Origin of the sequence: Arthrobacter sp. ok909, assembly GCF_900104405.1 — a bacterium.
In the GTDB taxonomy this organism is placed as follows: Bacteria; Actinomycetota; Actinomycetes; order Actinomycetales; family Micrococcaceae; genus Arthrobacter; species Arthrobacter humicola.
Genome location: NZ_FNJS01000035.1, coordinates 1 through 23001, shown reverse-complemented (window position 1 = coordinate 23001; position 23001 = coordinate 1). Strand labels below are relative to the sequence as shown.

Here is a 23001-nt window from a genome sequence, read left to right as displayed (position 1 = left end):
TCGGGATGTGGCGCAGCTTGGTAGCGCGCGTCGTTCGGGACGACGAGGTCGCAGGTTCAAATCCTGTCATCCCGACCATAGATAAAAGAGGGCCCTCCATGCGGAGGGTCCTCTTTTTGTTTCCCGGCTTCTTGTTTCCCCCGCTTTTGATCCTCCGGGACCGCCCCCAGGCCGGGGATCCTTGCGCCGGACGCAGCACAGCCCCGGGAGATAGATCCCGGGGCTGTGCTGGATTTGTGTGAGGAGGATGCCGGCAGGTGCTGCGCCGGATCCGTCACACCTGAGCCGTTAGAGCCGAGCTGTTACATGGGGTCGGGCCAGTTGCCGACGTTGAGCGAAGCGGTCATGGGATCGGGCCAGTTGCCGACCGCCTGCGCGGTGCGCATTGGATCCGGCCAGTTGCCGACCGCGGCAACGTGTGAGACATCGGTAAGTGAAGCAGCGGACAGCACGGCCGGAGCCGCGGCAGAGAATGCCAGTGCGCCCGCCAGAACGGCGCCGGCTGCAATCTTCTTCAACATAGAGTTCCTCAATAAGAGTCGGGGTCCTTAACCAAGTCAGCACTACCCTTGTTGACACACATTGTAAAATGATTTCCACAGAGACTGTCAAGCATTTAGTACAAAGAATGTCCGGAATTAGGAGGTGTCCGTGGGGAACGGATTTGGGGAGAAGCTGCGCGCGGAACGGCTCGAACGGGGCCTGACGCAAGCGGAACTGGGCCGTGACCTGTACTCCCCCAGCTATATCTCGCTACTGGAAACCGGACGCCGCGAGCCCACTGCCGATGTCATCGAAGAGCTTGCGCGCCGGCTCGAACTGGCCCCCAAAGCGCTCGAAGCCTGGAGCCAGCCGGTGTCCGTCAGCGACGCCGAATATGTGCTCGCGGGACTGTACGCCCGGCAGGCCTGGGACCTCCGCGACTACCCCGTGGCCGCCGCCCACGCCGCCGCCGCCGCCAAGATCGCCCTGGACGCCAAGAACACCAGCGCCTGGTGGAACATGACCTACATGCAGGCCGAGTGCCTGATCAAGCAGGGCCTCTGGCAGGAGTGCAAGGACGTCGTCCGGAATCTCCTGGAGCACCCGATGGCCGCGGAATCGGCCGGTCTCGGCGTCCGCGCCCAACAGATGCTCGCCGCCGCCTCGCAGGGGCAGGGCCAACTGACGGCCGCCGTCGAACATGCGCAGGAAGCGGTGCGGCTCTGCGCCCAGCTGCCCAAGGGCTCCACGATGATCATCGGCGCCCTGCGGGCGCTCATCGGCGCCCTGGCCGAGAGCGGCCGGCTGGACGAGGCCTGGGAGTACTGCCAGGCCATGAACGACCAGATGGATGACCACTCCATGTCCCAGCTCGCCGGCGAGGTGGCCTGGGTGATCGGCAACGTGGCGTTCATGCGCCACGACTACGCCGAGGGCATCAAGTACCACGAGCGTGCCGGCCGGCTGCTCTCCCCGGCGAACGACATCGACCTGTGGGCCCGGTTCAACAAGGCCTCGGCGGCGGTCCGGCTCTCCTCTGGAATCGTCGAACCCGAAACCCTGTCCTCGATCGAACGCGCCGAACTGGCCCTCTCGATTGTGGGCGGCAACAAGACCGACCAGCTGGAAGTCGCCTTCATCCGGGCCCGCTGGCTCTACCTCACCGGAGACATCGTGGCGGCCGTCCAGAAGCTGCGCGAAATCCACGCGGAGCGCCAGTCACTGGCCCGGCACACGGCCGGCGAGGTGTCCCTGCTGCTGGGCAAGGCCCTCAAGGCCGCCGGGGAATCCACCGAGGCACTGGTCTATCTCGAGGAAGCGCAGAAGGAATTCAGCGCGGCGGGAGCTTCGGACCGGGTCCAGCAGGCACTGGATGCCGTGCTCGAGATCCGGCTCGCCCAGCGGCGCGCCGAGGCAGCGTCCGCCGAAGCCTAGCCGCCGCACAGGCCGTGCCGCCGGGCCCCGTGATGGGCCCGGCGCACGGTGCCGGCGGGGCCGCCGGATTAGGCGAACGTCCGCCCGGTGAGCTTCTCGTAGGCCTCCACGTAGCGGCTGCGCGTGCGTGCCACGACGTCGGCCGGAAGGGCCGGCGGGGGCGTGTCGGAGGCCTTGTCCCAGCCGGACTCCGGCGAGGTCAGCCAGTCGCGCACGTACTGCTTGTCATAGGACGGCTGGGCCTGCCCGGGCCGGTACGTGGCCGCATCCCAGAAGCGTGAGGAATCCGGGGTCAGCACCTCGTCGCCCAGGGTGATCACGCCGGTCGCAGCGTCGACGCCGAACTCCACTTTGGTGTCGGCCAGGATGATGCCGCGGCCGCGCGCGATGTCCTCGGCCTTGGTGTAGATCTCCAGGGTGAGCTCGCTGAGCTTGGCCGCGACCTCCTCACCGACGAGGCCAACGACGGCGTCGTAGGTGATGTTCTCGTCGTGCTCGCCCACCTCGGCCTTCGCCGACGGCGTGAAGAGGGCTTCATCCAGCCGCGATCCGTCCACGAGGCCGGCGGGCAGCGGGATGCTGCATACGGTGCCGGACTCGCGGTACTCCAGGAGCCCGGAGCCGGTGAGGTAGCCGCGGGCGATGCACTCGACGGGGAACATGTCCAGTTTCTTGCAGATCATCGCCCGGCCCTCGACGGCGGCGGGAACACCGCCGTCGACCGTGGAGGCGAGGACGTGGTGCGCGACGCCGAGCTGTTCGAACCACCACAGGCTCAGCTGGGTCAGGATGCGTCCCTTGTCCGGGATCTCGCTGGCCAGTACATGGTCGTAGGCGCTGATGCGGTCGCTGGCCACCACCAGGACGCAGTCCTGGCCGAAGCGCTGTGTGATGGCCGTGTCCGCGGGGACGTAGAGGTCACGGACCTTGCCGGAATAGACGTGCTGCCAGCCCGGCAGGTCCAGCGTCGCGGTGTCCAGCCCGCCCTTGGGCGGGGTCCCGGACTGTGCGGGGCCGGGGGTCGAAGCTGCGGGATGCGTCACGGTCATGCCTTCGCTTTCGACGCGGCCGGGGCGCCCGCCGTCGTCACCTGGATTTGACCGCGGGCAGCCTTGCGGCCGATGTCGGTGCGGAACTGGCTGCCGTCCAGCTGGACGAGTTCGACGCCGTCGTACGCCCGCTCGCGGGCCTCGACGAGGTCGGTGCCCAGCGCCACCACCGCCAGGACGCGGCCGCCGGCGGAGACCACCCGGCCTTCCTCGTCCAGCTTCGTGCCGGCGTGGATGATGTGGACGCCTTCCAGCGCGTCAACCTTCTTCAGGCCCCGGATGCGGTCGCCAGTCCGCGGGGTGCCGGGGTAGTTCTCGGCGGCCACGACGACGGCGACGGCGGTGTCCTTGGACCAGCGCAGCGGCTGCACCTTGTCCAGTTCGCCCTTCGCGGCGGCCATGAGTAGCCCGCCGAGGGGTGTCTTGAGCCGGGCGAGGACGGCCTGGGTTTCGGGATCGCCGAACCGGACGTTGAATTCGATAACCCGGGTGCCGCGCGAGGTCAGTGCCAGGCCGACGAACAGGACGCCGACGAACGGCGTGCCGCGGTGGGCCATCTGGTTGACCGTGGGCTGGGCGACGCGGTCGATGACTTCCTGGACTAGGCCTTCGGGGGCCCATTCCAGGGGTGTGTACGCGCCCATGCCGCCGGTGTTGGGGCCTTCGTCGTTGTCGAAGATGCGCTTGAAATCCTGTGCCGGGGACAGGGCGACGGTGTTCCGGCCGTCGCAGAGGACGAACACGGAGACCTCGGGGCCGTCCAGGAACTCCTCGATGACCACGGTGCCGCCGGCGTCGAAGCAGCTCTGGGCGTGTGCCAGGGCCTCGTCGCGGTTGGAGGTGACCACAACACCCTTGCCGGCGGCGAGCCCGTCATCCTTGACGACGTAGGGGGCGCCGAAGGTGTCGAGGGCGTCGGCGGCTTCCTCGGCGTTGGAAGCCACACGGGCCATCGCCGTGGGGACGCCGGCCTCGGCCATGACCTCCTTGGCGAAGGCCTTGGACGCTTCCAGCTGGGCTGCGGCCTTGCTCGGCCCGAAGACCGGGATGCCGGCGGCTCGGACGGCGTCGGACACTCCGGCGGCGAGCGGCGCCTCCGGTCCGACCACCACCAGGTCCACGGTGAGTTTGACGGCGAGCGCGGCGACGGCGTCGGGATCGTTCGCGTCGATCGCGTATGTGGGGACCAGCGCGCTGATGCCGGCGTTGCCCGGGGCCGCGTGGACCTCGGACACGTTGGGGTCTGCAAGCAAGGATCGGACAATGGCGTGTTCGCGGCCGCCGGGGCCGATGACAAGTACCTTCACAGTCTCCAAGGGTACGTGGTGCACCCCGCAGGCTCCTAAGCTGTGTCGGCCGCTGGACATGCTCAATCTTCCGCCCGGGACATGCCCGGACGTGCCCAGGCACCGCGTAATCCGTGGGACATGCCCAGTCCCGGCCGCAGCCACTGGACATAATGCCACCATGTCCTCTCCCGGATACCAAGGCTGGACATGTCCTCCGGGCCGAGGAGCATGCCCATTCCCCGGGACGCGGCCAAGGAGCATGTCCATTCGCTGCCGGGTGGCCGCGGAGCATGCCCTTCGGCCAGGCATGACATCACTCCTCGGCCCACGCCGTTGCCCAGAAACTCCCCCGGACATGCCCAGTCCCGGCCGCAGCCACTGGACATAATGCCACCATGTCCTCTCCCGGATACCAGGGCTGGACATGTCCCCCGGGCCAAGGAGCATGTCCAATCCCCGGCAGGTGGCCGCGGAGCGTGTTCCTTTCGACGGGTCGCCGGGGAGCATGTCCACTCGCTAGACAAATCCGGCGGGCCTGCGGCTACGAATGGCCTGTATGACAAAGCCCAGCATGAAGCCCAGCAAGCGGTCCCGCGGCGCCACAGCCCTGGCCGCGGTGGCCGGAGTGGCCGCCGCCGCCGTCGTCCTGTCCGTCGCGGAACTGATTGGTGCCTTCTTCACCACGCGGGCAACGCCCCTGATTGCCTTGGGCTCGACGTTCATCGACTTCACGCCGCTATGGATGAAGAACTTTGCCGTTGAAACGTTCGGCACCAACGACAAGGCGGCGCTGTTTGTCGGCATGGGCGTCACGATCCTGCTCCTGGCGTGCGTGCTCGGCATCGTGGCCTACCGGAAGTGGGCCTTGGGCGTGGCGGGAGTGCTGCTGATGGGCGCCGTGATCGTCGGCAGCGTGGTGACGCGGGCCAGTGTCAAGCCGATCGACGCCATCCCGTCCCTGATCGGCACCGCGGCCGGGCTCGTGGTACTCCGGCTCCTGATCACGCGGCTGTGGCGGATGCAGGAATGGCCGGACGAGGCGGCCGACCTCGCGGCGAAGGAACCCGAGCGCCCGGCGACCACCCGGCGCGGATTCTTCGCCGCCGCCGGCATCACCGCGGCCGCCTCGGCCATTGCCGCCACCGGCGGCCGGATGCTCAGCGCCGCCCGCAGCAACGTGGCGGCGGCGCGTGAGTCGCTGCAACTGCCCGCACCTGCCAAGGCCGCCGCCGCGGTCCCGGCCGGTGTGCAGTCCAAGGCCCCCGGCGTCACTCCGTGGCTGACCCCGAACAAGGATTTCTACCGAATCGACACGGCCCTCAGTGTGCCGGAGATCAATGCCCAGGACTGGGAGCTGCGCATCCACGGCCTCGTGGAACAGGAGGTCCGGCTCACCTTCCAGGACCTCCTCGACGCCCGGCTCATCGAATCCCATGTCTCCTTGACCTGCGTGTCCAACCCGGTCGGCGGCAACCTCGCCGGCAACGCCAAGTGGCTGGGCATGCCCATCCGCGACGTCCTGAAGATGGCCCGGCCCACGCAGGGCGCGGACATGGTGCTGTCCACGTCGGTTGACGGCTTCAGCGCCTCCACCCCTTTGGAGGTCCTCCAGGACGACCGCGACGCGATGCTGGCGATCGGCATGAACGGCGAACCTCTCCCGCTCGAACACGGCTACCCGGTCCGGATGGTGGTCCCGGGGCTCTACGGCTTCGTCTCGGCCACCAAGTGGGTGGTCGACCTGGAAGTGACCCGGTTCGCCGACAACAAGGCGTACTGGACCCAGCGGGGCTGGTCCGAACGGGGTCCGATCAAAACCATGGCCCGGGTGGAAGTGCCCAAGTCCTTCGCCAAGGTCCCGGCCGGGAAGGTCGCGCTCGGGGGCACCGCATGGGCCCAGACCCGCGGCATCACCAAGGTCGAGGTGCAGATCGACAACGGTCCGTGGACCGAGGCTGTGCTCTCCGATGAGGCCTCGCTCATCACGTGGCGGCAGTGGTCCCTGGACTGGGATGCCACGCCCGGCCCGCACTACATCAAGGTCCGCGCCACGGACGGCACCGGCCAGGTGCAAACGGACAAGCGGGCGGATCCGGTGCCGGACGGCGCCTCCGGCTGGCAGTCGGTCATGGTGACCGTGGAATAACCGGGGTATCCGCACCCGGCACCATACACTTGCTGCATGGCTTTGAACCCGCATGCAACTTTCACAGTCGACTCCGCCGTCGAACTGGCAGTCATCGAACGCAGCGGCTTCGTGGAGTCCCGCCACATCGGTTCGGCTGTTGTGATGGCCGCGGACGGAACCGTGGTGATCGAGCTCGGCGATGTCACCGCCCCCATCTTTGCCCGGTCCACGCTCAAGCCGCTGCAGGCCCTGGCCTCGATGCAGTCCGGCGTGCCTCTGCGGGGTGCCCAGGTGGCCATTGCGTGCGGCAGCCACATCGGATCCCTTGACCACATGGATGTGGTGGAAGGCATGCTCAAGGCGGCCGGAGCCAAGGAAGACCAGCTGCAGTGCCCGGCCGACTGGCCGCAGGACGAGACGGCCCGGAACTGGCTCGTCCAGACCGAGCGCGGCAAGTCCAGGCTTGCCTTCAACTGCTCGGGCAAGCACGCGGCGTTCCTGTGGGCGTGCACGGAGAACGGGTGGGACAAGAACAGCTACCTCGAACCCAACCACCCGCTGCAGCAGCGCATCCGCTCGGTTATCGAGGAGTACTGCGGTGAACGCATTGTGCATCTCGGGATCGACGGCTGCGGCGCACCGGTTGCCGCCGTCTCTCTGACCGGTCTGGCCCGGGCCTACTCGAAGCTTGCCAAGGCTCCGGGCGACAAGAACTCCAACGCGCGCGCCGCCACGATCGCCACCTCCATGCTGGACTACCCTTGGGCCGTCCAGGGCCGTGGACAGACCAACACGATCGTCATGGACGAACTCGGCATCCTGGCCAAGATCGGCGCCGAAGGTGTGCTGGTCATGGCCACCCGGCAGGGAGTCTCCGTCGCCATCAAGATGCTCGACGGCAACATCCGGGCCACGACCCTCGTCGGGCTGACCCTGCTCGCCGCCTCGGGCGCCGTCGAAATCCCCGAAGTGTCCAGCGTGCTGGACAAAGTGGTTGACCCCGTTCTGGGCGGCGGACGCCCCGTCGGCAAGATCCGGCTCGGCCGGGCCGTCGCGGCACTGTTGGACTGACAACGCTCGACTGACACTGCTGGACTGACACTGTCGGACTGGGACTTCCGCTCCGGTCCGAGGCTGCCCGGCGGCCGGCCACGGCCGGCCACGGACCCTTCCGGACCGGTCCTGCCGGTGGCATAGGCTGGTGGGAGGCCGCCGAGCGGCGGCCGTGACATCGCCAGGCTGGAGGCAGGAACGTGGCCGTATCGCGCCGACGCATCGCCGTGGACGAGGGCCGCGCGGCGCTCGCCGCATGGCAGGACGCCACCCTGGCAGTGCCGGGAGCCACAGTGCCGGGAGCAACAGTGCCGGGAAGCGGGGCCGCCGGCACCGTCCCGCGCAGCACGATCGCGACGGCGGTGCGCTACTCGCTGGAGGAGGTCACCGCGCGGGCCCCTGGCAACTCCGTGGAAGTGCGCGTCCCGCCGTTCGGCGTCACGCAATGCGTGGAGGGCCCGCGGCACACGCGCGGCACTCCCCCCAACGTCATCGAGTGCGACGCCGCCACCTGGCTGGCGATGGTCAGCGGGCAGCTGAGCTGGGCGGATGCCGTCGCGGCCGGCAAAGTGGCCGCTTCGGGACTGCGCGCGGACCTCTCCGCGCTCCTGCCCCTCTAGGGCGTGAAAAACCCGCCCTAGCCTTCCTGGTTGCGGGCCGCCATATCGCCGACGCCAGGCGTGCCGTCCGCGAGCGCGTAGCGCTGCAGCACCGCACCTTTCGGTGAGGCGACGACCGGCTCGATGAGTGTGAGGTTCGTCGGAACGACCCCGTCGGCAAAGACCTTCTTTCCAGTGCCGAGGAGGATCGGATACACCCAGAGCGTGAGCCGATCGAAGAGCCGCTCGGCGAACAGGGTCTGCACGAAGTCGAGACTGCCGATGACGTGGATGTTGGCGTGCCGGTCGCGCAGTTCGCGCACGGCGGCGACGACATCAGGACCGAGCAGGGCGGAGTCGGCCCATTCGAGGGTCGGCGTCTGGCGCGAAGCCACGTACTTCGGGAGGCGGTTGAACAGCCGCGCGATGCCCCCGTCCGCGTGCGGCCAGTACGCGGCGAAAATGTCGTAGGTCCTGCGCCCCAGCAGCAGCGCGTCCATCCCCGCCATCCCGGATTCGACCTGCTCGCCGACGACCTCGTCCAAGAGAGGCGCCTGCCAGCCGCCAAACGTGAAACCGCCGTCGGCGTCCTCGTCCGGGCCGCCGGGCGCCTGCGCGACGCCGTCGAGTGTGGTGAAGAGGTCGATATGGATGAGTCCCATGCCGGGCTCCTTCTCTGTCGCCCGTCGTCGCCCCGGCGACGGGATCACTTCGAGGCTGTCACAGGATCCGCCTGCGAAACAACAGGGATCGACGGCTCGACACGAGTCCCGCTGCGCATGCGGCCCCTCAGCCCCGGCCGATGAACGGCATGCCGGCGGCTGTGACCACGAGGGATCCCACATTGGCCGACGCCGGCATCCCGGCCATGAGCAGCACGGCCTGGGCGGCGTCCTGCACCGGAAATGTCGGCTCGGCCCTGCGGCTGCCGTCGGCTTGCACGGCCCCGGAGCCCACTCCGATCTCGTCCATGAGATCCGTGGCCGCATTGCCGATATCGATTTGTCCGCAGGTGATGCCGAACCCGCGTCCGTCGAGCTCAATGCTCTTGGTGAGCCCGGTAATCGCGTGCTTGGTCACCGTGTAGGCCACGGTCTTGGGCCTGGGCGAATGGGCCGCGATGGAGCCGTTATTGATGATCCGGCCACCCTGGGGCGACTGGGCCTTCATGGCACGGACGGCGGCGGCGGCGCAGAGGAGAGATCCCGTGAGGTTTACCGCTACGGTCGCGTTCCAGTCCGCCACCGTAATCTCGTCCACCGCGGCGGCGGGGCCGAACACGCCGGCGTTGTTGAACAGCACGTCCACCCGCTCCCACTGCTCCAGTGCCGCGGCGAAGAGCCGTTCGACGTCGGCGGGGACGGTGACATCGCACGGTACCGCGAGCGCCTGGCGGTGGCCGGCCGCGGTCTCGAGCAGCGGATCTTCCCGCCGGCCTGCCAGGACCACACGGTAGCCCTCGGCCAGCATGAGCCGGGCCACCGCCCGGCCAATGCCGGATCCGGCTCCGGTGACGACGGCAACCCGTCCGGGGGTGTGGTGCTGGCTCATGGGGGTCCTCCTCGACTGGTGCGCGCGTGCGCCGTTGCCCGGCCAGCCTACCGCCGAGTGGGCCGGTCACGGCAGTGTTGCGCGCCCGGACTGCCGCGAACTGCCCACTCCTGAGGTCGGGCGGACGCGGCCCTAGCGGGAGTCGTCGTCGCGGTCCCGGACCTGCCCGTCCCCGATCCGCCCGTCCCGGATCTGCCGGCCCGCGCGGTAGCCGGACCAGAACGCCAGGACCAGCAGGCCGGCGCCGATCAGGGCAACGCCGGTCCAGGTCTCGGGGCCCATGAAGACCAGCCCCTGCGGCACGACGGGCCGGGAGGCCAGCGGGGCATAAGCGAACCAGCCGAAGTCTTCCTGCGGCACCGGCTGGGCAAGCAGGACCAGGCCCGCGAGCAGCATCGCCAGGGCAATGAGCGGCACCGCCAGCCGGCCCAGCAGACGCGCTCCGGCAGGGCCGGCGTCCCGATTCCCCCGCGGATCCATGGCCCTACTGTAACCGGTACGAAGGGCTCTGTGCGGGCACCGGGGAAGTCAGTACAGTAAAGCATGGCGACCACCACGGGGGATGTTCTGCAGGCCTATCTGGGACAACAACTGGGCGAGTTGCGCCGACACGGCCCCGGGGCCAGGGCCGGGCAGGCGGAAGCCATCCACCAGATGCGCGTCGCGGCCCGGCGGCTCCGTTCGCTGCTGGCCACGGGACGAACGCTCTTTGCCGCCGGCGCCGCTGATGACGTCCGCACCGAGCTCCAGTGGATCTCCGGGGTGCTCGGCGCCGCCCGGGACCCGACGGTGGTCCAGGACCGGCTCAGGGAACTGCTCGCCGAAGAGCCCCCGGGGCTGGTTATCGGTCCGGCGGCCGAACGGATCGACGAAACTTTGGATGCCTCCGCCGCCGCGGGCATGAAGAATGTGATCGTGGCCCTCGACGGCGAACGCTACGCCCTCCTGCTCGGCCGGCTGGCGGAGTTTGTCACCGCTGCCCCGCTGACCGCCAAGGCCTCCCGGCCTCCGCATAAGACTGTGCGGAAACTCGTGGCCAAGGATGAGGCACGGCTCAGGCGCTCGGTGGACAGGCTGGCTCCGCGGGCCGGCGGAGAACCGGGTGCCCCTTCCGACGCTGAAACCGAGTCCCGGGATGAAGGTCTGCATGAGGTCCGCAAATCGGCCAAACGTCTGCGCTATGCCGCCGAGTTCGCCACTACCGTGGCCGGGAAGGGGGACGCGAAGAGGCTTTCCCGGATGGCCCTGGCGGCGCGGCACATTCAAACCGCGCTGGGCCTGCACCAGGACAGCGTGGCGGCACAGACCCTGCTGAGTGAACTCGGACGGCGTGCTGCGGGCAGCGGCGAACCCGGGTTCACCTTCGGGCGGCTGCACGCCCGCGAGGGCCAGTTGGCCGCCCAAGCCGAGGCGGACTTCGCTAAGGCCTGGAAGAAGTTCCCCGGACCACGGGACAGGTAGCCGGACTACGCACAGTGGGTTCAGCGCCCCATCCGTTCAGCATCCATCAGTGGCGGGCACGCGCCCTCTTCCCCGCCGCCAGCGAGCCGCCGGTCGCGGGCGCTGAGCGCCCGGCGGTGCCGAGGGCCCGCCGGATCACCCGCGGCGTCGAGCCGTGCCGGGCGGCCGGGGCATCGGAACTGCGGTCCCTGATCAGGCCGGTTCCGGCGATCTCCCGCGCCTGGGCGACGCCGGCCACCGCCGCCCTCTTGCTGGGAAAGGTGATCGAGACCGCCATCAGCTCGCCCGCACCGTCCAACATCCGAATGCGGTAGCCGCCCTCGGGCGCGTCCACGAGCTCGAAATATCCCGCCATTGCACACTCCTCGTTCCATGTATCCCCCGCCATATCCCGTGCCGGGATATTAGTAAGTATACTTACTTGACGGCCGTGCGAAAGCCCCGAAGGCTTCGCCGGCCGCACGCCCGGACGCGCACCGGAACGCCGCCGGGCCCGCCATGGCGCACGGCTCAGGCGCCCCGCCGCGCCGCAGCTCAAGCGCCCGCCGTGGGGCACAGTTCAGGGGCGCGGTTGACGGGCGCGGATTAGGCGCGTCTCAGCGGCGGATCAAGGGCGCGGGGTCCCGCCGTGAGCCGGGTGTCCCGCCAGCCCGGGGTGTTCGGCTGGTCCGGGGTGTTCGGCTGGCCCGGGGTGGCGCGCGGCGCCGCCCGCGTCCAGCGGGGTGTCGCTGCGGCGGACACCGTCGTCATGGAGCTCCAGTGCACTCAGGATGAGGGCGAAGTGGCTGAACGCCTGCGGCGTGTTGCCCAGCTGCCGGCCGGCCTCGACGCCCCACTCCTCACTAAGGAGTCCGACGTCGTTGCGCAGCGCCAGCAGGCGTTCGAACAGTTCCCGGGCCTCATGGCGCCGGCCCGCCCCGATCAGGGCCTCCACCAGCCAGAAGGAGCACGCCAGGAACACCCCCTCCTCGCCAGGAAGCCCGTCGTCGCTCTCCGTTGGCAGGTAGCGGCGCAGGAAGCCGTCGTGCGTCAGCTCGCGCTGGACGGCGTCGATGGTTCCGATGATGCGCGGATCATCCGGCGGAAGGAAGCCGACCCGGGGCAGCAGCAGCAGGCTCGCGTCCAGTTCCGGCCGCCCGTAGGACTGCACGAACGTGTTGCGTTCGGCGTCGAACCCGTTGGCCATGACCTCGGCATGGATGGTGTCACGCAGCTCCTCCCATCGGTCCGCCGGGCCGGTCAGGCCGAAGTCCCGGACACCCTTGACCATGCGGTCCGCCGCCACCCATGCCATGACCTTGGAGTGCGTGAAGTGGCGCTGCGGCCCGCGCATTTCCCACAACCCGTTGTCCGGTTGGCGCCATGCCGTCTCGAGGTGTTCCATGAGGGCCACCTGGACGTCCCAGGCGTCGTCGGTGTGCTTCAGCAGGGAGTTCCGTGTCAGGGACAGGCAATCGAGCACCTCGCCCCAGACGTCCAGCTGCAGCTGCCCTGCCGCGCCGTTCCCGGTGCGCACGGGAGCGGAATTTTCGTACCCCTTGAGCCAGGGAAGTTCGGTCTCCGGCAAGCGGCGCTCCCCGTGGAGTCCATACATGATCTGCAGATCGGCGGGATCCCCGGCGACGGCGCGGAGCAGCCAGTCACGCCATGCACCGGCCTCCTGCGTGTAGCCTGCGGCCAGCAACGCCTGCAGCGTCAGGGTGGCGTCGCGGAGCCAGCAGAAGCGGTAATCCCAGTTCCGGGTGCCCCCGATCTCCTCCGGCAGGGACGTCGTGACGGCGGCGACAATGCCGCCGGTGGGGGCAAAGGTCAAGGCCTTGAGCGTGATCAGCGAGCGCTGGACCGCGTCGCGGTACGGCCCGGTGATCGTGCACTTGGCAGACCAGCTGTGCCAGAACTCCTCAGTGGACACCAAGACCGCTTCCGGGTCCACGGTGCGCGGCCGGGCGAGGTGGCTGGGGCTCCAGGTCAGCACGAAGGGAACGCGCTCCCCGGCCGTGACGGTGAAGTCGCTGACCGTGTGCATCCGCTCGCCGCGCAGCGGCGCCTCGGTCACGAGGTAGACGGCGTCGGGCCCCGCAACGGCGTGGATGCCGTGCTCGTCGTGGCGGACCCACGGCACAATGTGGCCGTAGTCGAACCTCAGCGCCAGCTCGCCGCGCATCCGCACGGTGCCGCGGACGCCCACCACGATCCGCACGATGTCCGCCACTTCGTCACGTGGTGGCATGAAGTCAATGATCCTGACCGCACCCTCGCGCGTCTCCCATTCGGTCTCCAGGATCAGGGTGTCTTCGCGGTAGCGGCGCCGGGTGCATTCACCGCCGCCTGCCGGCGCCAGCAGCCACCGCCCGGCCGCGGCCGTGTCGAGCAGCGCGTTGAAACAGGCGGGCGAGTCGAAACGCGGCAGGCAGAGCCAGTCGATGGAACCTTCTGTACTGATTAGGGCGGCGGTGTGCAGATCGCCGACCATTGCGTAATCCTCGATGCGTGCCATGACACTTACAGTGCCACACCGGCTCTCCGGGTTCGAGGAGGCGGGACGACGAGGGGCCCGACGACGGCGCGCGACGGCGGGGCGCACCGGGGCTGCGCGGGAGCGGCGCAGGGCCTTCCCGGTTTGCGGAAGGCCGGGCCCGCGGGACTAGGATCCATCCATGCTGAAACGGAACTTCGGATCATCGTCCCTGCAGGTCTCCGCCCTGGGCTTCGGCGCCGGCCACATCGGCTACGACGACGTGACAGAGCACCAGGCCCATGCGCTCCTGGACCGGGCACTGGAGCTGGGCATCAACTTCATCGACACGGCCCGGGGCTACGGGTTGTCCGAGGAACGCATCGGCTCCTGGCTCCCGGCGCACCGCAACGACGTCGTCCTGTCCACAAAGGTGGGCTACGGCGTCGAGGGCGTCCCGGATTGGAGCGCCACCGCGGTGACCCGTGGCGTCGACGAGGCGCTGGCCACTCTCGGCACTGACACGATCGACGTCGTCTTCCTGCATTCCTGCCCGCTCGCGGTGCTGGAGCGGGGCGATGCCGTGCAGGCGCTGCTTGCCTGCGTGGACGCGGGCAAGGTCCGGGTGCCGGGGTACAGCGGCGAGAACGAGGCCCTCGCCTGGGCCGCCTCGGCCGGCGTCTTCGGCGCCGTACAGTCCTCCGTGAACCTGGCAGACCAGCGTTCCCTCCGTGAGGTGCTGCCCGGTGCGGCGCGGAGCGGACTGGGCGCGGTTGCCAAGCGCCCCCTGGCCAACGCGCCGTGGCGGCACGCGGACCGCCCCACCGGGGTGTACGGCGAGACATACTGGGACCGGCTTCGTGAGATGGGCCTGGAGCCGGAGGCCGATGACTGGCAGGGCACGGCACTGCGGTTCTCGGCATTCAGCCCCGGCGTCTCCACGGCGATCGTCGGAACCTCGCAGCCGGCCAATCTGGACGCGGCGGCAGCCGCCGTCGTGCGCGGGCCGCTGCCCGACGCCGAGCGGCAGCGCTGGGAGGCGGCGGTCGCCACGCATGCCGGCGACTGGGCCGGCGAGGTCTAGGCGGGCCGGGGCACGGACGCGGAGGGGCACGGACCGGTATGGCAGAGCACATGAATACTGACCGCACGGGCACTGTGCGGATCGGGACGTCAGGCTGGAGCTATGACCATTGGGAAGGGGTCCTCTACCCGCCGGGCCTGCCGGCCCGGGACCGGCTGGCGCACTACGCGGCCCGCTTCGACACCGTGGAACTGAACGCCAGCTTCTACCGCTGGCCCAGGGAAGACGCGTTCGCCGGCTGGCGGCGCCGCCTGCCCGATGGCTTCGCCATGTCCGTCAAGGCCCCGCGCGGCCTGACCCACGGCAAGAAGCTCTACGCCCCGGAGGCGTGGGTGGAGCGCATCACCCGGTGCTGGCACGAACTCGGCGACAAGCGGGCCGTCCTGCTCGTCCAGCTGCCGCCGGACTTCGGGCGGGACGACGCCCGGCTGGACTATTTTCTCGCCGCGCTGCCCGGGTGGATCCGCGTCAGCGTGGAGTTCCGCCACCCGAGCTGGGATGATACGGGAGTGTATGCCCTGCTGGAGCGGCACGGCGCGGCGTACTGCATCATGAGCGGTGCCGGCCTCCCGTGCGTCCTGCGCGCGACGGCCCCGTTCGTCTACATCCGGCTGCACGGCCCGGACCGCGACGCCCTCTACGCCGGTTCATACCCGGACGAGGACCTGCAGTGGTGGGCTGCGCGAATTGGCGAATGGCGGGCGGACGGCAAGGACGTGTTCGCTTATTTCAACAACGACGGCGGCGGCAACGCCGTGCGCAACGCCGCCGCACTGAGCCGGCTGTTGGGCGAGTCGCTTCCCTGGTAGGCCGTGCGTCGCGGCGCGTCCGGCTCCGGGACCGCCGTCGCGGTACTACGGCCGCGGGCTAGTCACACGCACGGCGGGCGTCCGGCGCTGTGGGAGAGTGGGGGCATGGAATTGGCGTCACAACCAGCGCAGCAGCAGCCCGTGTCCGGCACCAGGGCCTTTCGGCTCGCCCACTGGGTGTCGGACACCGTCAATGGGCTGCGCCTCAAGACGGCCCGACGCTGGAAGTTCATCCCGCAGACCGTCGCCTATCAGGGCTACGGCTCTACCGAGTGGGTCCGGGTCCTGGGCCGGGTGGTCCTCACCAGCAAGCCCGTGCCGGGCAGCAAGGCAGAGCGACTTGTCCAGAACGGCAACCAGAACTTCCGCGGCTGGCGCGCCTTCACAAGCGTCCCCGTCCAGTTCACCGAGGTGGAGATCCGGCTCGGCGGCGTCACCACCCGCGTCCGTGCGGACCGCGGCGGCCTGGTCGACACCGTGGTTCCCGTGGCGTTGACCCCGGGCTGGCATACGGCCACGCTGCGGGCCGAGGGAACGGAACCGGTCGAGGCCAGGATTTTCGTGATCTCAGCGGACACCAAGCTCGGCATTGTCTCGGACATTGACGACACCATCATGGTCACGGCGCTCCCGCGGCCTTTCCTGGCGCTGTGGAATACCTTCGTCCTGAACGAACGCGCCCGGATGGCGACGCCCGGCATGGCTGTTCTGATGGACAGGCTCAAGGTCGAGCACCCCGAGGCCCCGGTGCTGTACCTGTCCACCGGACCGTGGAACGCGGCGCCCACCCTGGCCCGCTTCATCGCCCGGAACCTCTATCCCTCGGGCGCTCTGCTGCTCACGGACTGGGGCCTGACCCACGACCGCTGGTTCCGCAGCGGCCAGGAACACAAGCGGCGGAACCTTGAACTCCTGGCCCAGGAGTTCCCGAACATGCGCTGGCTGCTGTTCGGCGACAACGGCCAGCACGATGAAGAAATCTACTCCGGCTTTGCCCAGGAGCACCCGGACCGGGTGGCCGCGATCGGGATCCGGCAGCTTTCGGCCAGCGAGGCCGTCCTCGCCGGCGGCCACTCCGATTCCGGCGACCACTCGGGATCCTCAGTTCCCTGGATCTACTCTCCCGATGGCGCCGGACTCGCCAAAGGCCTGCAGGACCTGGACCTGCTCTGAGGTAGGTCTGCGCTGACGTTGATCCGGGTAAGGGCCTCAGCCCGCCGGGCGGGACGGTTCGACGTCGGCGGCTGGCTCCTGCGGTCCGACCGCGGCGGCCCCGGGCACGTGCGCGGCGGACGCCGCGTTCCGGGCGGCGATCACCTCCTGCAGCCAGTAGTACGAGGCCTTCGGCGTGCGGACCTGGGTGTCGAAATCGACGTGGACCAGGCCGAATGGCTGCTTGTACCCGGCGGACCACTCGAAGTTGTCCATGAGGGACCACACGTAATAGCCGCGAAGGTCCACGGACTCGGCGGCGCCACCGGGAAGCGTGGCTTCCAGAGCCGTGCCGATGTGGTCCGCCAGGTACCGCACGCGGCGTTCATCCGGGATGATCCGCCGGTCCGCCGCGGCATCCCGGACCACGACGTCCTCGAAGCTCGCCCCGCCCTCGGTGATGTAGACCGGCGGCAGGTCCGGGTAGCGCTCGGCCATCTCGGCCAGGGCGACGGCCATGTATTCGGGCTTGACCGGCCAGCCGTAGGCCGTGGTCTCCGTGTCCGGGAACGACGCAATGTGGAAGGGCGCCCCGGGCGTCCCGCTGAGGTCATCCCCCATGGCCTCCGCCATGCCCGGCGGCACGGCCCCCTCGCCCGGGCCCGAGCCGACACGGGTGGGCATGTAGTAGTTCAGGCCGTAGAAATCCAAAGGCTGGGAGATCAGGTCCATGTCCTCGCTGGAGGGGCTGAACGAGGAGGAGAAGAACGTGGCTGCCCTGATGACGTCGGGGTACTTGCCGAGCAGCACGGGATCCGCGTAGAGCCGGTTCTGTGCCACGTCCATGAGTCCGGCGCTGAGCTTGTCCAGCGGGTTTGCGGTGGCGGGGACCATCGGCGAGTAGACGTTGGTCATGCCGATTTCACCGCGCACCTTGGCGCCACGCAGCGCCCGGAGCGCCAGGCCGTGGCCCAGCAGCTGGTGGTGCACGCTGGGCAGCGCTTTGAGCATGAGCTCTTCGCCGGGCGCGTGCATGCCCAGGGCGTAGCCGTTGGTGGTGACGGTGGCAGGCTCATTGACCGTCACCCAGCGTTCTACGCGGTCCCCGAAGGCGGCCGCGGCGATGGCGGCGAACTCGCCCAGCCGGTACGCCGTGTCGCGGTTCATCCAGCCGCCGGCCTTCTCCAGCGGCAACGGGGTGTCCCAATGGTAGACAGTGGCCATGGGGGAAATCCCGTTTTCAAGCAACAGGTCGATCAGCCGGTCATAGAAGCCCAGCCCGGCCGGGTTGACGGGTCCGCTGCCGGCGGGCTGGATCCGGGGCCAGGACAGCGAGAACCGATAGGAATCGATCCCGAGGTCCCTCATGAGGGCCACGTCCTCGGGCATCCGGTGGTAGTGGTCGCAGGAGACCGCGGGGCTCTGGTCCTCCACGATCGCTCCGGGCTTCGCGGCGAAGACGTCCCATCCGGAGGGGCCGCGGCCGTCCTCATCGAGCGCGCCCTCGATCTGGAAGGCGGACGTCGCCACGCCCAAGGCAAAACCGGGCGGAAGAAGGGCGGCCAACTCCTTGGCGGAAGCGTTCATCGACAGGACCCCTATGTAGTTTCTGTGGTGGTTGACTGATCTTAGGCCTCGCCCCGGAGCGGGCGCCACGACCTCGCCGGTTTGACGGACGCCGGGGCATTGGCCAGTGTTGATCCGTGCACGTGAAAATTGAACACGCCGCCGACCGCCGGCCGTCGGCGCGGTCCGGGCCGCGGCGGCAGGGTGCGGCCCTCGTCGGTTTCCTCGCGGTTTCCCACGCGGTGGCCTACCTCGCCTCGCAGGTCATCATCAGCAACGCCGGCGGCTGGTATGCGGCGGCGGACAAGGCTCCGTGGACTCCGCCGGGCTGGGCCTTCGGATCGGTCTGGATGATGCTTTACACGGCTATGGCCGTGGCTGCATGGCTGGTATGGCGGCAGCGCTCCGGGCCGGGCGCCGGGGTGAAATCCGCGCCGGCCGCCGGGCGGCACAACGGCGCCATGACGGTCTACGGCATCCTCCTGCTCCTGAACCTGGCCTGGGCGCCGCTGTTCTTCGGCATGTATCCGATGATCGGCACGGCAGCCCTCTGGCTTGCCCTCCTGGTCATCGTGGCGCACGCCGTGGCCGCTTCGGCAACCACTGTCCTGTTCGGCCTCGCCAGCCGGGCGGCAGGCCTGCTCATGCTGCCCTACGTCTCGTGGATCGTGTTCTCCTGCAGCCTCAACGTCTACGCGGCCGCCAACAACTGAGCCCGGCACCCGGCGGCTCAGAAAACCGATGTCTCCGGCCCGAAGAGGAAGTCCTTGGCGTGAGCCACCGCCTTCCGGAAGGCGTCGTTCCGTAGGCCGATAAGCTGCTCCGCCTCGTCCGCCGAAGGCTCCAGGTACTCGGTGAAGCCGGGCCTCAGCACCCAGATATCACCCGCGGGCGGCAGGTAGAACACGCCAAAGGAACGGTGCTGGTTGTCCTCGGCGGTCCAGACCGGAACCACCGCCAGCGCCGCGCCGGTATCGACGTTGATCCATTGGGCCCGGGGCAGCGGGGCCTCGTGCGCCTCCGGATCCAGGAACGGTGCCGTGCCTTGGCCCCAGCGCTTCTCGAAGCGTTCGTGGAACACCGGCATCAGGTGTGAATCGTAACGGCGCCATGCACTCATGGACGTTCTCCTCCTACGTGGGAGTGGCTGATGATTGGGGTCGGCGGCCAGGCCCGCGGTCTCTGCTCAGTGAACCCTAATTCAGTGACCCCTGCTCAGCGACCTCTGTGTGGGGGCTGCTCCGGGCGGCTCTCTGGTTCCCAGCGGACGGGGAAGACCCGCAGAAGCGGTTCCCGGCGCCGGATGATGCGCACCGGGATGTCACGGCCGCCGTGTCCGGCGCCGCCTTTCCACGTGCCGGCCTGGTCGACTGCCCGGCGGCGGCCGGCGTCGTAGTCGGCCCGCGTCCTGGGGTCCCGCAGCACGGCGAAGGCTTCCAGGATCGCGCTCACCTCGCCGGCACCGGAATCGCCGGGACCGCGACCGGCCCCGGAGTTTCCGGCGTCGGGATGGTGCCGGCGCATCAGCGCCCGAAAGGCGCGGCCAATTTCCTGCCGGCTCGCGTCCGGAGGCACGTGCAGGAGTGCGTAGTAGCCGCAGGGGTCGGGGTTGTTCGAGGGCATTCTTGGGCTCCGCCGTGTGAAGCCGGAGCCTGCGCCGGGCCCGGTGCCCGGCGCAGGCTCCCGGGACTACTTGCCGATCTCCTGCAGGTTGTCCTGCGAATGGGTGATTTCAATCTTCCGCGGCTTGGCCTGTTCCTTCACGGGGACGCGGAGGGTCAGGACACCGTCGGCGTAGTGGGCCTTGACGTTCTCGGTGTCCAGGGTCTCGCCGAGGATCAGTTGGCGGCTGAATACACCGCGGGGGCGCTCGGAGACCGTCAGTTCCACATTGGGCTGCACGGGGTCCCGCCGTTCCGCCCGGACCGTCAGGACGTTGCGTTCAATATCGAGCCCGATCGAGTCAACGTTGACGCCCGGGAGGTCAAAGGCGACGACGAATTCGCCGTCCTCCTGCCACGCGTCCATGGGCATGGCGGCGGGGCGCGCCGTCGTTCCGAAGACCTGCTGGGCGAACCGGTCAAAGTCACGGAACGGGTCCGTCCGAATTAACATCATTTCCCACTCCTTCAGCGCGAGTTGGCTCCATTTTCTCCATCACCCGTCGCCGTTTTTCTATGGTGACGGGTATAGATTTTTTATAGCACTGGTGACACACTGCTGCAAGGCCGAAACCGCAGGAACGGGAGGAAAACCATGGCGGAGAGCGGGTCGGAGGCAGGTCTTTACGCCATCTCCGTGGTGGCACATCTGGTGGGCACGGGACAGCAGAACATCCGGCTCTACGAGCGGCGGGGACTGCTCACCCCGGACCGTACCGCAGGCGGTACACGGCAGTACAGCGACGCTGACCTCGCGGTGCTGCGGCGGATCGGCGAACTCCTGGAAGAGGGCCTGAACCTGGCCGGGGTGGCCAAGGTGATGGAACTCGAGGCCGCCAATGCGCGGCTGCGCGCCGAACTCAAACGGGCGCGCAGCCGCTAAGGGGGCTTAGTCCGTACCGGGGCTTAGTCCGTGCCGGCGTCGGCGGTGGACAGCGTTCCGGTGACCCGCTCCCCCGGAATCCGGGCCGTCCGCCAGGTATCCAGCGCAATGACCCCGCCCAGGACCACGAGCGAGATCGAGAAGGCGCCCAGGGCATCGGTCATCCAGTGGTAGCCGAGGTAGAGGCGGCTGACTGCCGCGAAGAAGATCCCGATCCCCGCCACGATGAAGGCGATGATGGCCGACCGCGGGTTCTTCCGGCGCGAAAAGACCAGGTACGTGGTGACCAGCAGAAAATCGCACGCGCCCAGGACATGGCCGGACGGAAAGGAAAAGGTGGTGTCGGCGCCGAAGAGCATCAGGTCCACAGGAGGGCGGTGGCGCTCCACGATCCGGCCAATGACCTGCGCCAGGATCACGCCGGTCAGCATGGCGCCGGCCAGGAGCATGGGCCGCCATGCATGCTTGGCGGCCAATCCCCAGGCCACGGTGACGATCAGGACGATGATCGGCAGGCCGATGGGGCCGAATACGATCGCCAGGATGATCATGATGGTGGTTGCGGGTTCACCGCGCAGGGTCACGAGCCAGGACCGCACGGGCTCGTCGGCCGCCGAGATGCCGCCATGCTGCAGGACACCTGTCAGGATCACGACGAACAGGACGACGCCGACGATCATCAGCCCGACGGCGGTGCGGTAGAGATTCCGGCGCGCCGACACGCTCATGAACCGTTCCTCGACGACGAACTTCTCGTGGAAGGTCCGCCACCGGCCCTGCGACTTATCCGATTGTGCTTCTGCCATGGTGCCGTGCCGCCTTTGCGCCGTTTGTGGACATTCTCTGCAGAAGATTATCCCCGTTGTCCGGCATTCGATACGCAGAATGTCCGGGCGGCGCCACTAACGGCCGTCCTCTCGCGGGCGCGGGCAGGCGCTCCGGCAGCCATTTCGCCCGTTCGCCTCGCGCGGAATCTGTCCAGTGCCGAAGGTCCCGGGTTGAAAAGGATCCGCAGGTCCAGGCCGCGGCGCTCCCCCGGACCGCATTTTAAGGACCGGAAGTCGCCGTCCGGGGACTTGACGCCCGGATAAATATGACGTTATCGTCCATTCAACTATTGGGGCCAAGAAAAGAACTCCAAGAAAGACTGTGCTATGACCCAAGTTACCCCGACCATTGAGATCCAGGTCGACAGCCGCAAAGTCCTCGACGACCGACTCAACGACGCCGTCCTCGGCCTTCAGCGGCTCGCGATGACCGCCGGAACCCACGGCATCCTGCTGACGCGGCACAGGCCGGGCCACTACACGGCGGCCCTATCCGACCAGGTGCCCTTCGGCATGACCCGCGAGCTCGTTCACTGAGCCGCCTGAAGGTCAGGCGCTGAGAACAGGCCTTAAAACGGCTAGGTCCCGGGCGGCAGAGCATCGACTCGCCGCCCGGGACTTTTTTGGCATTTCAGGGACGGTCACCAGTCATGGACGGTGCCGTCGACGAGGCGGTTGTAGGGCAGGTAGGCCTGCTGGTACGGGAACGCGGCCGCGGCCTCTTCGTTGAATTCGACGCCGATGCCGGGCTTGTCGCCCGGGTGCAGGTAGCCGTCCACGAACGTCATGGACTGCTCGAAGACCTCGTTGGTCTTGTCCGAGTGCTGCATGTATTCCTGGATGCCGTAGTTGTGGATGGCCAGCCCGACGTGCAGCTGCGCGGCGAACCCGACCGGGGAGATGTCGGTGGGGCCGTGGAAGCCGGACTTGATCTGGTACTGCGCGGCGAAGTCCATGACCTTCTTCAGCGGCGAAATCCCGCCGAAGTGCGTGGACGCGGCCCGCACGTAGTCGATCAGCTGTTCCTTGATGATGGTCTGGTAGTCGTACACGGTGTTGAAGATTTCCCCGATCGCCAGCGGGGTGGTGGTGTGCTGGCGGACCAGGCGGAGCGCTTCCTGGTTCTCGGCCGGGGTGCAGTCCTCGAGCCAGAAAAGGTCATAGGGTTCCAGGGCCTTGCCGAGCTTGGCGGCCTGGATCGGGGTCATCCGGTGGTGCCCGTCGTGCAGCAGCGGGATTTCCGGGCCGAACTCGTTGCGCACAGCCTCGAACACGGTCGGCAGGTGACGCAGGTACGCGCGGGTGTCCCAGTCCTCCTCCTGCGGGAACGCGCCGCGGCCGGCGGGCTCGTAGTCATACCGCTCCCCCGAGGCCTGTGCCTGCGCGGCGACCCCGTAGACGGCCTTGATGCCGGGGATGGCGGTCTGGATCCGGATGGACTTGTACCCGAGCTCCAGGTGCTCCCGGACCGAGTCGAAGAGCGAGGGGATGTCCGCACCGGAGGCGTGGCCGTAGGC

At 68.6% G+C, this 23001-nt stretch carries 25 protein-coding genes and 1 tRNA gene; 12 read left to right on the top strand and 14 right to left on the bottom strand.

Annotation, left to right across the window (positions count from 1 at the left end; genetic code table 11):
* Window position 1: 1 nt before the first annotated feature.
* Window positions 2-78 (top strand) — tRNA-Pro (locus BLR03_RS20260).
* A 224-nt stretch (window positions 79-302) separates the two neighbouring features.
* Here BLR03_RS20260 and BLR03_RS20255 read toward each other — a convergent pair.
* Window positions 303-521: a hypothetical protein gene (locus tag BLR03_RS20255; RefSeq protein WP_091256030.1), complete on the bottom strand. Its 219-nt coding sequence runs from the start codon at window positions 519-521 to the stop codon at window positions 303-305.
* Window positions 522-651: 130 nt separating this feature from the next.
* Here BLR03_RS20255 and BLR03_RS20250 point away from each other — a divergent pair, with 130 nt between their 5' ends.
* A complete protein-coding gene (locus BLR03_RS20250) occupies window positions 652-1917 on the top strand; it encodes a helix-turn-helix domain-containing protein (RefSeq protein WP_091256028.1) in 1266 nt (421 codons plus the stop codon).
* 68 nt (window positions 1918-1985) lie between these two features.
* Here the strand turns inward: BLR03_RS20250 and BLR03_RS20245 are convergent, their stop codons facing one another.
* Window positions 1986-2966 (bottom strand): phosphoribosylaminoimidazolesuccinocarboxamide synthase, encoded by a 981-nt coding sequence (locus BLR03_RS20245; RefSeq protein WP_254788613.1) that lies wholly within the window; start codon window positions 2964-2966, stop codon window positions 1986-1988.
* On the bottom strand, window positions 2963-4273 hold the full coding sequence (gene purD, locus BLR03_RS20240; protein ID WP_091256064.1) for a phosphoribosylamine--glycine ligase: 1311 nt from the start codon (window positions 4271-4273) through the stop codon (window positions 2963-2965). Before purD ends, BLR03_RS20245 begins: the two co-directional genes overlap by 4 nt.
* 538 nt (window positions 4274-4811) lie before the next feature.
* Between purD and BLR03_RS20235 the strand changes: the two genes are divergently transcribed.
* The 3 genes from BLR03_RS20235 to BLR03_RS20225 all read left to right on the top strand — a co-directional run bounded on the left by BLR03_RS20235 (window position 4812) and on the right by BLR03_RS20225 (window position 8056).
* The gene (locus tag BLR03_RS20235) at window positions 4812-6401 is read left to right on the top strand and encodes a molybdopterin-dependent oxidoreductase (RefSeq protein ID WP_091256027.1); all 1590 of its coding nucleotides are present in this window, start codon (window positions 4812-4814) and stop codon (window positions 6399-6401) included.
* Between the two features lie 36 nt (window positions 6402-6437).
* Window positions 6438-7454 carry an asparaginase gene (locus tag BLR03_RS20230; RefSeq protein WP_091256025.1) on the top strand — a complete coding sequence of 339 codons (1017 nt, stop codon included), beginning with the start codon at window positions 6438-6440 and terminating at the stop codon, window positions 7452-7454.
* Between the two features lie 182 nt (window positions 7455-7636).
* Window positions 7637-8056, top strand: a complete 420-nt coding sequence (locus BLR03_RS20225) for a sterol carrier family protein (protein ID WP_091256023.1) — start codon at window positions 7637-7639, stop codon at window positions 8054-8056.
* Between the two features lie 17 nt (window positions 8057-8073).
* Here the strand turns inward: BLR03_RS20225 and BLR03_RS20220 are convergent, their stop codons facing one another.
* From BLR03_RS20220 to BLR03_RS20210, 3 genes are all read right to left on the bottom strand, one after another.
* Complete coding sequence (locus tag BLR03_RS20220; RefSeq protein WP_091256022.1) at window positions 8074-8697, bottom strand: dihydrofolate reductase family protein; 624 nt, start codon at window positions 8695-8697, stop codon at window positions 8074-8076.
* 127 nt (window positions 8698-8824) lie between these two features.
* Entirely contained in the window at window positions 8825-9586 is a 762-nt protein-coding gene (locus tag BLR03_RS20215; protein ID WP_091256020.1) for an SDR family oxidoreductase, read from the bottom strand.
* A 132-nt stretch (window positions 9587-9718) separates the two neighbouring features.
* Window positions 9719-10066: a hypothetical protein gene (locus BLR03_RS20210; RefSeq protein ID WP_091256019.1), complete on the bottom strand. Its 348-nt coding sequence runs from the start codon at window positions 10064-10066 to the stop codon at window positions 9719-9721.
* 63 nt (window positions 10067-10129) lie between these two features.
* Between BLR03_RS20210 and BLR03_RS20205 the strand changes: the two genes are divergently transcribed.
* Complete coding sequence (locus BLR03_RS20205) at window positions 10130-11047, top strand: CHAD domain-containing protein (protein WP_091256017.1); 918 nt, start codon at window positions 10130-10132, stop codon at window positions 11045-11047.
* A gap of 46 nt (window positions 11048-11093) precedes the next feature.
* Here BLR03_RS20205 and BLR03_RS20200 read toward each other — a convergent pair whose 3' ends face one another.
* The gene (locus tag BLR03_RS20200) at window positions 11094-11402 is read right to left on the bottom strand and encodes a hypothetical protein (protein ID WP_091256016.1); all 309 of its coding nucleotides are present in this window, start codon (window positions 11400-11402) and stop codon (window positions 11094-11096) included.
* A 252-nt stretch (window positions 11403-11654) separates the two neighbouring features.
* On the bottom strand, window positions 11655-13544 hold the full coding sequence (locus BLR03_RS20195) for a glycoside hydrolase family 15 protein (RefSeq protein ID WP_254788612.1): 1890 nt from the start codon (window positions 13542-13544) through the stop codon (window positions 11655-11657).
* Window positions 13545-13704: 160 nt separating this feature from the next.
* Between BLR03_RS20195 and BLR03_RS20190 the strand changes: the two genes are divergently transcribed.
* The 3 genes from BLR03_RS20190 to BLR03_RS20180 all read left to right on the top strand — a co-directional run bounded on the left by BLR03_RS20190 (window position 13705) and on the right by BLR03_RS20180 (window position 16568).
* Window positions 13705-14586 carry an aldo/keto reductase gene (locus BLR03_RS20190; protein WP_091256014.1) on the top strand — a complete coding sequence of 294 codons (882 nt, stop codon included), beginning with the start codon at window positions 13705-13707 and terminating at the stop codon, window positions 14584-14586.
* Window positions 14587-14636: 50 nt separating this feature from the next.
* Complete coding sequence (locus BLR03_RS20185; protein ID WP_091256061.1) at window positions 14637-15395, top strand: DUF72 domain-containing protein; 759 nt, start codon at window positions 14637-14639, stop codon at window positions 15393-15395.
* A 105-nt stretch (window positions 15396-15500) separates the two neighbouring features.
* A complete protein-coding gene (locus BLR03_RS20180; RefSeq protein WP_175460632.1) occupies window positions 15501-16568 on the top strand; it encodes an App1 family protein in 1068 nt (355 codons plus the stop codon).
* Between the two features lie 36 nt (window positions 16569-16604).
* Here BLR03_RS20180 and BLR03_RS20175 read toward each other — a convergent pair whose 3' ends face one another.
* Entirely contained in the window at window positions 16605-18134 is a 1530-nt protein-coding gene (locus BLR03_RS20175) for a GH1 family beta-glucosidase (protein WP_091256011.1), read from the bottom strand.
* A 116-nt stretch (window positions 18135-18250) separates the two neighbouring features.
* On the opposite strand from BLR03_RS20175, the gene BLR03_RS20170 reads away from it, so the two are divergent.
* Complete coding sequence (locus tag BLR03_RS20170) at window positions 18251-18826, top strand: TspO/MBR family protein (protein WP_368086987.1); 576 nt, start codon at window positions 18251-18253, stop codon at window positions 18824-18826.
* 17 nt (window positions 18827-18843) lie between these two features.
* On the opposite strand, the gene BLR03_RS20165 is transcribed toward BLR03_RS20170, so the two are convergent.
* The 3 genes from BLR03_RS20165 to BLR03_RS20155 form a co-directional block, all read right to left on the bottom strand.
* Window positions 18844-19233, bottom strand: coding sequence for a hypothetical protein (locus tag BLR03_RS20165; protein WP_091256009.1), 390 nt, complete (start codon window positions 19231-19233; stop codon window positions 18844-18846).
* A gap of 95 nt (window positions 19234-19328) precedes the next feature.
* Window positions 19329-19736, bottom strand: a complete 408-nt coding sequence (locus BLR03_RS20160) for a J domain-containing protein (protein WP_091256007.1) — start codon at window positions 19734-19736, stop codon at window positions 19329-19331.
* Window positions 19737-19802: 66 nt separating this feature from the next.
* The gene (locus tag BLR03_RS20155; protein ID WP_272914140.1) at window positions 19803-20231 is read right to left on the bottom strand and encodes an Hsp20/alpha crystallin family protein; all 429 of its coding nucleotides are present in this window, start codon (window positions 20229-20231) and stop codon (window positions 19803-19805) included.
* Between the two features lie 138 nt (window positions 20232-20369).
* Between BLR03_RS20155 and BLR03_RS20150 the strand changes: the two genes are divergently transcribed.
* Window positions 20370-20657, top strand: coding sequence for a MerR family transcriptional regulator (locus BLR03_RS20150; RefSeq protein WP_091256005.1), 288 nt, complete (start codon window positions 20370-20372; stop codon window positions 20655-20657).
* A 23-nt stretch (window positions 20658-20680) separates the two neighbouring features.
* Here BLR03_RS20150 and BLR03_RS20145 read toward each other — a convergent pair whose 3' ends face one another.
* Window positions 20681-21463: a phosphatase PAP2 family protein gene (locus BLR03_RS20145; protein WP_091256004.1), complete on the bottom strand. Its 783-nt coding sequence runs from the start codon at window positions 21461-21463 to the stop codon at window positions 20681-20683.
* A 348-nt stretch (window positions 21464-21811) separates the two neighbouring features.
* On the opposite strand from BLR03_RS20145, the gene BLR03_RS20140 reads away from it, so the two are divergent.
* The gene (locus tag BLR03_RS20140; RefSeq protein ID WP_091256002.1) at window positions 21812-22021 is read left to right on the top strand and encodes a hypothetical protein; all 210 of its coding nucleotides are present in this window, start codon (window positions 21812-21814) and stop codon (window positions 22019-22021) included.
* A 104-nt stretch (window positions 22022-22125) separates the two neighbouring features.
* Here the strand turns inward: BLR03_RS20140 and BLR03_RS20135 are convergent.
* On the bottom strand, window positions 22126-23001 hold an 876-nt coding region (locus tag BLR03_RS20135), incomplete at its 5' end, for a D-galactonate dehydratase family protein (protein WP_091256000.1).